Origin of the sequence: Pseudomonas rossensis, assembly GCF_039888995.1 — a bacterium.
GTDB classification, from domain to species: domain Bacteria; phylum Pseudomonadota; class Gammaproteobacteria; order Pseudomonadales; family Pseudomonadaceae; genus Aquipseudomonas; species Aquipseudomonas rossensis.
In genome coordinates this window covers 1-9,214 of record NZ_JBBWCB010000180.1, presented here as the reverse complement: position 1 = coordinate 9,214, position 9,214 = coordinate 1, and the positions used below count along the sequence as shown (strand labels likewise).

Sequence of the window (9,214 nt, the reverse complement as noted above, 5' to 3'; positions counted from 1 at the left end):
TACACTTTTTCGACTTTAGCGTCGGGTCGCATCATGACGTGCTGGCTCCAGAGAGAAAACGGAGTACAGCTTCGGGGATCAACTGCTGGCTTTGAATGTGGGGTTCATGGAGCGGTTACCAAAGTCTGATCTAACATGGCTAGAAAAATCGGCAGAAGCAGGCTACGCCCCGGCACAATGGCTGTTAGCCAATCGTTATTCGGAGGGAGAAGGTAGTTTTTTACTACCGTGGAATCGTAAATCCGCCGAAGAGAAATGGTTGAAAGCATCTTCCGAAGGTGGATACCCGAAGGCCATGATCGAATACATTTCTATTTTGTATGAGCGTGGTGATATGGAAGGCGTTCGTCATTGGCTTGAGATCGCTGCAAAAACTGGTTACCAAGACGCTGTAAGTAGCTACGGCGCTTATCTTTCTCATACCCCCGATAAAGTCGGATACCCTATCGACCTCATAAAAGGCTATGCGCTGGTATCGTTGCTGAAAGAGCTAGACGGCGGTGGAAACGTCCAAGTTTATATCGAAGGAAAACTTCCTCTTATTTCGGAAAAGATGACATCCGAACAAATCATCGAAGCCAATAACTTTGCTAAAGAGTGAAAAGACTCACATCCCCCACTTTCATTTTATCCTGACAAACTTGGATACTGATTTTTCTATCAATTTTCGGCCAATGAAAAAAGTCTCTTGGTAACTCAATCCTCCCAGACAAGCCAGCTCCTCAGGAGCTTGGCTTGTTCTTTTAGGTATAGCGTCAGACCGGCGCCTTCCACCCCATCATTTGCTGCTGCGCAACCAGCAGCAAATCGGACCCATCCTGCGTCAGCAGATAAAGCGCGTGAGTAATGTGCGGAATATCTTGAACATCACCGTTCTTGAAACACTGGCAATGGAGCGTTTCAAGTAACTGGCTGGCGGCTCGGACACGCTGTAAAGCGGCTTCAAGGATATCTTGGGGATTGGCCTCTGTATCGATGACCATTGGGTTTGAGTCGGTAACGCTGCTTTTGATTGAGCGATAGCGATCGGGAAATGGATTTATCGTTGGCATAGTAATTACTCGAGCATTAATTAGTAATCGCCAGCACCGTGACCAAACGATGGAGGCGGCTGTGTGCAGGCTTGGTCAACCGCTAACACTCAAAACGGCTCGCCCGAAAGCGTCCTGCACACAGCCACCATTGCAACGCACTACGAGACGTAGAAGTCCGCAGCGCGAATGATGGCACATATGTGCAGTGTTAATCAGGTGACCAAACCTGCTCGCTGATTTTGCAGCGAGGTCAAACAGTAAACGCTGGTAGCTTGCCGGCGAAAGACGACAAAGAGTCCGAGCGTGTAGGAACACGCCGAAGCTCCCTCAGTTTTTTTACCTACATGAAACCTCTGTCAGAAACAGCCTCACGACAGGCGGCATTCAGTCGGGTTAACCATCGCTTAACCCCGCGGTCCAAAACTTTACTGGACCGCACGCCCTCAGAGTTTCTGACGCCCAGTGCGGCAGGTTCGACGCCTAGACGTCGAGCTGACTTTAAGCCTGCATCGGAGACCATTCATGAACATGCGCACCTTGCTGATCACCACCGCCCTCGCCTGCACCGCGTTTGCCGGCCTGGCCCAGGCCAATGACACTTCGAGCTCCCAGGCGGTGCCGTACCACTACGGTATGCCGCTGCACGTGGGCAAGGTCATTACCTTGACCGAACCGTCGACGCTGGACTGCAAAGTGGTCACAGCCGACATGAAGTACATCGACAGCACCTCGGGCAAGCCTGCGGAAATCTCCTACCGTAAACTTTCCGACGCTTGCAGTTATCAAAACTGACGGAAAGGTCTGATTCAATACTTTGCGGTATTCCTGTGAGGGGTTCTGGCGCTATGCTCAGCGCCTCCCCCCACTGCCGCAAGGATTCGCCATGCAGTTATCGTTTCGTGCCTTGTCGACCTTTACCGCCGCGCTGTGTTTTCTGTTGGCCCTGGTCTGGGGTTTGATGCCCGACTGGTTGCTGTCGATCTGGAGCATTGAATACTCGTTGGCGGTGGGCGTTGTCGCGCGGCGCAGTGCAATGCTGTTCGCGGCATTGGGCGTGATGTTTTATCTGGTTCGAAACGAGTCGCCTTCGATCACCCGCCATGCGCTGAGCAATGGCTTCATGGTCAGCTGCTGGGGGCTGGCAGCACTGGGCTTTGGCGAATGGCTCAATGGCCATGCCGGTCCGGGCATATTGCTTGCTGTGGTGGTCGAACTGGCGCTGGGCCTGGCGTTTCTCCAGACCAAGCGCGTGTCGATGGAACTCGAAACCGTGGGTTAAAGCGCTTTCCGGTCTGGATGCAGGGTCCGGGCAATGGTTTGGTGCTGCATGTCAGAGCGCAGCCCAGCGATCAGGTCATTGATTTCTCGGCAACCATTTAGCTGTTTGGCATTTATTCCTGTCTTCATTAGATCGAGGTGATCGGTTTCACGATCGGAATACACCTTGACGGTCATCGACAGGTCCGGCGACAGCGTGCATTGACAACGTTTCGGCAGAAAACTGCTTTCAATAATGTTGCGAAGTTCCAAGGCAGAAAGAAACATGGCGACCCTCTCCTTAATGTGAGACTGCCAATCAACTATCGATACTGACGCAATGAAATCCCCGGTCAGCTTAAGACCAGCTACAGCATAAAACATGCCTAGGATTTCGCCCTGCAGCTCATCGGTAAATCAACGATTTAGCGAAACCGCGCGTAAATAGCCCATGCAATATGCAAGAAAGGCGTTGTGGCGCCCCTGCAATTTGCATACATCCAGCGACAAGTTTGCATTGGCCGACCACGCCAGTAAGAATGCGGCCAATCAAATCAGTATCCGCTGACCCCACTCGCAAGCAAGGAGGCATCATGGGTTCTTTGACCTGTATCACTACCGTCGGGCTGATTTTTGCTGGGCTGTCGACCATCGCTCACGCCGAAAAACTTGAAGAAGTCGCGCCGTTCCCCAAAGCTGAAAGCGGTTTCACCCGCCAGGTCATTCGCCTTCCGGCACAGACTCAGGAAGACAGCTTCCAGGTCGAAGTCCTCGCCGGCAAAACCCTGACCGTCGACTGCAATCGCCAACGCCTGGGCGGTATTCTCGAGGAGAAAAACCTCGAAGGCTGGGGCTACCCGTTCTACCGACTGGAAAAAGTCATCGGCCCGATGAGTACGCTGATGGCCTGCCCGGACGGCAAAAGTAAAAAAGACTTTGTGCCGGTGGTCGGTGACGGTTTCATGCTGCGCTACAACAGCAAACTGCCGATCGTGCTCTACGTGCCCAAAGACGTCGAAGTCCGCTACCGGATCTGGTCGGCGTCGAGCAAGGTCGAGAAAGCCGTTCAGGAATAACCGTTCTATCCCGTTATAGGAGCGCCATTTTGATTACCTGCCACGTCAAATATGTGATCGATCCGTATCAACTCAGCGAATTCGAAGCCTACGCCAAAGCCTGGCTCGGCATCGTCGAGCGTTTGGGCGGTACGCACCACGGGTACTTCCTGCCTTCCGAGGGCGCGAGCAATATCGCCTACTGCCTGTTCAGCTTTCCTTCGCTGGCGGACTACGAAAGCTACCGGCATATCGCGATGACTGACGCCGAAAGCGCCGCGCTCGTGGCTTCGCTGGTCGAGAAGAAGTTTATCGTCAGTTATGAGCGGACCTTCCTGCGCCCGCTGCTGGCCTGACACCGCTCACGCCGGGGCGCCGCTCAACGCGGCGCGTTCGGCCACATGGCGCAAACTGTCGAAATTGATATTGGCACCTGAGTCGATCGCTACCAGTGTCTGACCACGGGCACCGGTTTGCGCCACGTATTTCTTGATTCCGGCCACGGCCAAGGCACCGGAGGGTTCGGTGATCGAGCGGGTATCGTCGTAGATATTCTTGATGGCGGCGCAGAGTTCGTCGTTGCTGACCGTCAACACCTCATCGACACAGAACCGGCAGACTTCGAAACCATAAGCACCGATCTGTGCGACAGCCACACCGTCGGCGAAAGTGCCTACGTTCGGCAGGACAACTCGCTCGCCGGCCTGTAATGCCGCATATAAGCAGGCGGAATGCTCCGACTCGACGCCGATGATGCGGACTTCAGGTCGCAAGTATTTGACGTACGCCGCGATGCCAGCGATCAGGCCTCCACCACCCACCGGGACGAAGATCGCGTCCAGTGGACCTTGATGCTGACGCAGGATTTCCATGGCGACGGTGCCCTGCCCGGCGATCACATCCGGATCGTCGAAGGGCGAGACAAAGGTACGACCGGTTTGCCGCGCCAGGTTCAGTGCATAGTCCAGCGCAAACGGAAAACTCTCACCGTGCAGTACCGCATCAGCACCCCGACTGCGTACGCCAAGCACCTTCAATTCCGGCGTCGTGCACGGCATCACAATGGTGGCGGCGATCCCCAGTTCACGCGCCGCCAGCGCCACGCCTTGAGCATGATTACCGGCGGAAGCGGTGATTACCCCGCGAGTCTTTTGCTCATCGCTCAGTTGCACCAGTTTGTTGTAGGCACCGCGGATCTTGAAGGAAAAGGTCGGTTGCAAGTCTTCGCGCTTGAGCAGGATCTGATTGCCGAGCGCCTCGGACAACGCTGGCGCCGGTTGCAGCGGCGTACGCACCGCGAGCTCATACACGGGCGCGGCAAGGATCTTTTTCACGTAGTGCTCAAGCAAGGTCTGCTGGGCGGGGGGGCTCATGGTTGTCTCCTGTCGTAAACCGACTGTGTGTAGGAGCTGCCGAAGGCTGCGATCTTTTGATCTATCTTGCGGACGCCAAGATCAAAAGATCTCAGCCTTCGGCAGCTCCTACGCCGGTCGGCGTTGATTCAAGACCCAGGAGACAGAAAGTAAAAACCCGCCTCTAGGGCGGGTTGGGTGCTGCAGTCGTGAGCTAGCCCGCCAAATAAGGAATGGCGGTAATAATGCTTGGCTGGCAGCGCAATACAGTGGAAGTCATGTCCGGAAATTAGCCGGGCGCTGATGGCAAGTCAATGGCCAGTTTTACTCGGCCTCTGTAGGATGACGACTCTGCTCATTGTCCCAAGGAAGGAAACCATGAAGTCTGTCGCCCTGCCCCTCATTGCCCTGATCGCGTTCGCCGGCTACACCGTTTCGGTGATGCTTCAGGCCGAACAGTCATTGATCGACTTCGGCATCAGCCTGATGTCGCGCCCCGACACGGCGCAGGTGGTGATTGATTTGTACCTGCTGGCGACGCTCGCAGGCATCTGGATGTACACGGATGCGCGCAAGCGGGGGCAGTCGGGATGGTCGGTGGTTCCCTACCTTTTGATCACCGCTATTTTCGTCTCCATCGGGCCGCTGGTGTACCTCGTGGTCCGTGGCCTGCAGGATCGGAGAAAGGCTGTCACTTCGCCAACCGTCTGAGCCCGAGCACCATCACCCCAGCCCCCATTATCATCGCGGTCAGAAACAGCGGATACGAAACCCACCACGGCACGCCCGCCGTCATCATGCTGAACTCGGACATGCCGCCGATACTTGCAATCAGGTTCAGCGGCAGAAAAACCACATTGATCAACGTCAGCTTGCGCAGCAGGTTGTTCATGCTGTTGTTCATCAGGTTGCCCCGGGCGTCGATCAGCCCGGAGAACACCGTGGAGTAGATTTCCGCCTGCTTGTAGCACTGGTTGTTTTCGATGATCAGGTCGTCGATCAGGCCGATGGCCTGGGCGCTGAAGTGTTCCTTTTCCGCGTGGTTGCGCAGCCGGGTCAGCACCGCGCCGTTGCTGTGGATGGCGTTGATGTAATAGATCAGGCTCTCGCTGAGGTTGAACATCTGGATCAGGTGCTGGTTTTCCATCGACGCATTGAATTTTTGCTGCAACTCCCGGGCAACCAGTTTGATCACCTTCAAGTGGCCCAAGTAGTGATGGATGTTGTTGAACAACAAATCCAGCAACACATCCAGCGGCGTGTTCAGCCGCTGCCGGGTGCCGAGCCCGTGCAGCGGCGAGTCGTCGGTGGCAATCACCAGCAAACGGCCCGGCGAGAACAGCAAGCCGCAGGACGACACCTCGAAGGCCAGGCTGCCGGCACCGGAATAGTTTTCCGGGCGTTTCCAGATCAGGAACAAGTTGTCGGGGTGAAACTCGATGCGCGACACCTCGTCGGGGTCCAGGGCCGAGGCCAGGGCGTGTTCATCGAGCTTGAAATGGCTGTGCAGCAGGTCCCGCTCGGCGGCGTCGGGGTTGCTGAAGAGCATCACTTCGGCGTCCAGCCGTTCGACTTTGTGCAGGGCGCCGTGGATCAGTTGAAAGCTCTTGATCATCGGCCGTTCACCAGGCCTGGCCGCGGCGCTTGAGTTCCAGGCGGCGGACGAACTCTTCCAGCACCAGTGAATAGAGATCGTCCTGCAAGTAAGCGTCTTCGATGCCGGCGTCCATGTTGGGATTGTCGTTGACCTCGATCACCACCACTTTGTCGCCGGACTGCTTGAGGTCGACACCGTAGAGGCCATCGCCGATCAGGTTCGCAGTCTTCACCGCCAGCTCCACCACTGCCCGCGGTGCTTCGTGAACCGCCAGGGTACGGCATTCGCCATTGATGTCCTGGCCCTTGGCCTTGTGGTTGTAGATCTGCCAATGGCCCTTGGACATGAAGTACTGGCAGGCAAAGATGGGTTTGCGGTTGAGCACGCCGATGCGCCAGTCGTATTCGGTGTAGAAGAATTCCTGAGCCAGCAACAGCACCGAATGCTCGAACAGTTCGGCCGTGGCTTCGAGCAAGGCTTGCTGGCTTTCGACCTTGATCACCCCCCGAGAGAAACAGCCGTCGGGGATCTTCAACACCAGCGGAAAGCCCAACCGTTCGCCGACCCGTTCGAAGTCTTCCGGTCGTTCCTTGTAGAGAATTTCGGTGGCAGGCATGCCGAGTTGATGGCTTTTCAGCAGGTCGGTCAGGTAGACCTTGTTGGTGCAGCGCAGGATCGACGTCGGGTCGTCCATCACCACCAACCCTTCACTCTCGGCTTTCTTGGCGAAGCGGTAGGTATGGTTGTCAACGCTTGTGGTCTCGCGGATCAGCAGCCCGTCGTATTCGGCGATGCGGGCGTAGTCCTTGCGCTCGATCAGCTCGACATCGATGCCGAGGGTCTTACCGACCCGGACAAAGTTGTCCAGGGCCTTGGCGTTGGACGGCGGCAACGCTTCCTGCGGGTCATGCAGGATGGCCAGGTCATAACGGGCCAAGCGTCGGGAGCGCGGCACGCGCCAGATCTTGCGGCTGAAACTGTCCAGGGAGTTGGCGAACTGATCTTCCTGATCTTCGCGCAACTTGTGTAAGGCCCCGGACTTTATGCCTTCGATGTGCCAGCCGTTAGTTCGTCGAAATTCAACTAGCAATATCGGACACGGGAATACTTCAAACAACTGTCGCGCCAGATCCTGCAAGGGCTCGATATTGGTCTTGCCGAAATACAGGGTTAGCGTAAAGCCCTCGGTATCGCTGTACAGATGATTACTGAGGGCCTTTTCCAAGGGTTTATCCAGATCATCCAGGGCCAGGCCGTACAGCGATTTACGCGTCAGTTCGCTGATGGTCCGCACCGATGGAATGACCTTGTGCCCCCGGGCTTCGGCCAGCAGCGAGCAGTAATACCCGTGCCCCAGGTACTTGTAGCTGCGGCACAGGTTGATCACTTGGACCCGCTTGCCCTGCTCGTTGTCGCGAGTTTGTTCCAAGTATTCCTGGGCCGTGACGATGTCTTCGCTGGGAAAGTAGGACGCCCAGTCTTCCTTGCGTTCGACGATGATAATCAACTGGCTTGAAGTTCTAACCGCATCATTTAAAAAAGTTGCCGGCGGCAAAGTTTGCTCGGATACTTCGCGCCAATGACCTTGTACCGCTGACATAGTGATTGATCCGTTGGAGAACAAGACCTTTCCTATTAAGCACGAACTTTTTCGAAAGTCCCGTTTCGTTACGCAACTTTTACGGTGGTCATATGCATCCTGTCTTTCGCCTGGCGGTCGTTGAAGACTTACCGGCGCTGCTGAAACTCGAAGAGCAATGCTTCACCACGGATCGGCTCAACAGTCGCAGTTTTCAGTGGATGATCACTCGCGCCCATGGACAGCTGTTGGTAGCCGAAGTCGGCGACGTGCTGCTCGGTTACGCGGTGGTGTTGTTCCATCGAGGTACGTCCCTGGCGCGGCTGTATTCGATTGCCATCGCCGCCGAGGCCCGTGGCAATGGTTTGGGCAAACAGTTGCTGGAACGCGTCGAGGCCTGCGCCCTTGAACATGACTGCGCCTACCTGCGGTTGGAGGTGCGCATCGACAACCCGGCAGCGATTGCCTTGTATGAGCGCAACGGTTACCGGCGTTTTGCGCTGATTCATGACTATTACCAGGACCATGCCGACGCGCTGCGCCTTGAGAAGCGCATCCTCCAGCACCGCGACTCGCGCAATATCCAGGTGCCGTGGTACCGACAGACCACCGACTTCACCTGCGGCCCGGCCTGCTTGTTGATGGCCATGGGCGCGTTGCAACAGGGTCGGTTACTGGAGCGGCGTGAAGAACTGCAAATCTGGCGCGAGGCGACCACGGTGTTCATGACTTCGGGCCACGGCGGTTGCAGCCCTCAAGGCCTGGCGCTGGCAGCATGGCACCGAGGGTTTCGGGTGCGACTGCAACTGAGCATGGCCGGGCCACTGTTTCTCGATGGCGTACGCGATGCGCATAAGAAAGATGTAATGCGGTTAGTGCACGAAGAGTTCACCACGCAGCTACAAGAGACTGATGTGGAGCGAGTGATCGGCGGGCCGCTGGATCTTCCGGGTTTACTGGACGGTGGCGGACAACCGCTGGTGCTCATCAGCAGCTATCGACTGACCCGTTCCAAATCGCCGCATTGGGTGATCGTCACCGATTGCGATGACGAGTTCGTCTACCTGCATGACCCGGATGTCGATCACAGCCAGCATCGCCAACCCATGGACTGCCAGCATTTGCCGGTCAGCCATGGGGAATTTGAAAAGATGTGCAGTTTCGGTCGGGGCAAGCTTCGGGCGGCAGTGATCCTGTACGCCCGAACGTGACCAAAAACACCCTTGTAATTGGATGGACTCGCCCAAGCCGAGGCGTCAATGCGCCACGGTGGCAGTCTAATCAGCCAACGACAGCGAGGGCGAGTCCATGAAAAAGCATACTTCGATTGATCAATCCCT

Annotated in this window: 11 protein-coding genes and 1 pseudogene; 7 read left to right on the top strand and 5 right to left on the bottom strand. The window is 56.2% G+C overall.

The annotated features are described in order from the left end of the window. Nucleotides 1-106 precede the first annotated feature (106 nt). Nucleotides 107-601 carry a tetratricopeptide repeat protein gene (locus WLY71_RS27740; RefSeq protein WP_347806100.1) on the top strand — a complete coding sequence of 165 codons (495 nt, stop codon included), beginning with the start codon at nt 107-109 and terminating at the stop codon, nt 599-601. A gap of 154 nt (nt 602-755) precedes the next feature. Here WLY71_RS27740 and WLY71_RS27735 read toward each other — a convergent pair whose 3' ends face one another. Further along, the gene (locus WLY71_RS27735) at nt 756-1,052 is read right to left on the bottom strand and encodes a hypothetical protein (protein ID WP_347806099.1); all 297 of its coding nucleotides are present in this window, start codon (nt 1,050-1,052) and stop codon (nt 756-758) included. Nucleotides 1,053-1,556: 504 nt separating this feature from the next. Between WLY71_RS27735 and WLY71_RS27730 the strand changes: the two genes are divergently transcribed. Next, a complete protein-coding gene (locus WLY71_RS27730; RefSeq protein ID WP_046047138.1) occupies nt 1,557-1,826 on the top strand; it encodes a DUF2790 domain-containing protein in 270 nt (89 codons plus the stop codon). A gap of 91 nt (nt 1,827-1,917) precedes the next feature. Continuing rightward, complete coding sequence (locus WLY71_RS27725) at nt 1,918-2,313, top strand: hypothetical protein (RefSeq protein ID WP_347806098.1); 396 nt, start codon at nt 1,918-1,920, stop codon at nt 2,311-2,313. On the opposite strand, the gene WLY71_RS27720 is transcribed toward WLY71_RS27725, so the two are convergent. After that, a complete protein-coding gene (locus WLY71_RS27720) occupies nt 2,310-2,579 on the bottom strand; it encodes a DUF1652 domain-containing protein (RefSeq protein WP_129444312.1) in 270 nt (89 codons plus the stop codon). The genes WLY71_RS27725 and WLY71_RS27720 overlap by 4 nt on opposite strands. A gap of 305 nt (nt 2,580-2,884) precedes the next feature. Here WLY71_RS27720 and eco point away from each other — a divergent pair, with 305 nt between their 5' ends. Together eco and WLY71_RS27710 are read left to right on the top strand one after the other, a co-directional pair. Next, entirely contained in the window at nt 2,885-3,367 is a 483-nt protein-coding gene (gene eco, locus WLY71_RS27715; RefSeq protein ID WP_347806097.1) for a serine protease inhibitor ecotin, read from the top strand. Between the two features lie 29 nt (nt 3,368-3,396). Beyond that, a complete protein-coding gene (locus WLY71_RS27710; protein WP_074876451.1) occupies nt 3,397-3,702 on the top strand; it encodes an NIPSNAP family protein in 306 nt (101 codons plus the stop codon). 24 nt (nt 3,703-3,726) lie between these two features. Here WLY71_RS27710 and ilvA read toward each other — a convergent pair. Further along, nucleotides 3,727-4,719: pseudogene (gene ilvA / locus WLY71_RS27705) on the bottom strand (threonine ammonia-lyase, biosynthetic); the annotation flags it as partial. Between the two features lie 357 nt (nt 4,720-5,076). Here ilvA and WLY71_RS27700 point away from each other — a divergent pair. Continuing rightward, nucleotides 5,077-5,409 (top strand): DUF2834 domain-containing protein, encoded by a 333-nt coding sequence (locus tag WLY71_RS27700; protein WP_347806096.1) that lies wholly within the window; start codon nt 5,077-5,079, stop codon nt 5,407-5,409. On the opposite strand, the gene WLY71_RS27695 is transcribed toward WLY71_RS27700, so the two are convergent. Both WLY71_RS27695 and WLY71_RS27690 read right to left on the bottom strand, forming a co-directional pair. Next, complete coding sequence (locus tag WLY71_RS27695) at nt 5,390-6,313, bottom strand: magnesium transporter CorA family protein (protein WP_347806095.1); 924 nt, start codon at nt 6,311-6,313, stop codon at nt 5,390-5,392. The genes WLY71_RS27700 and WLY71_RS27695 overlap by 20 nt on opposite strands. Before the next feature lie 7 nt (nt 6,314-6,320). Next, entirely contained in the window at nt 6,321-7,895 is a 1,575-nt protein-coding gene (locus tag WLY71_RS27690; protein ID WP_347806094.1) for a RimK family ATP-grasp domain-containing protein, read from the bottom strand. 92 nt (nt 7,896-7,987) lie between these two features. On the opposite strand from WLY71_RS27690, the gene WLY71_RS27685 reads away from it, so the two are divergent. After that, on the top strand, nt 7,988-9,085 hold the full coding sequence (locus tag WLY71_RS27685; RefSeq protein WP_347806093.1) for a GNAT family N-acetyltransferase/peptidase C39 family protein: 1,098 nt from the start codon (nt 7,988-7,990) through the stop codon (nt 9,083-9,085). Nucleotides 9,086-9,214: the final 129 nt, after the last annotated feature.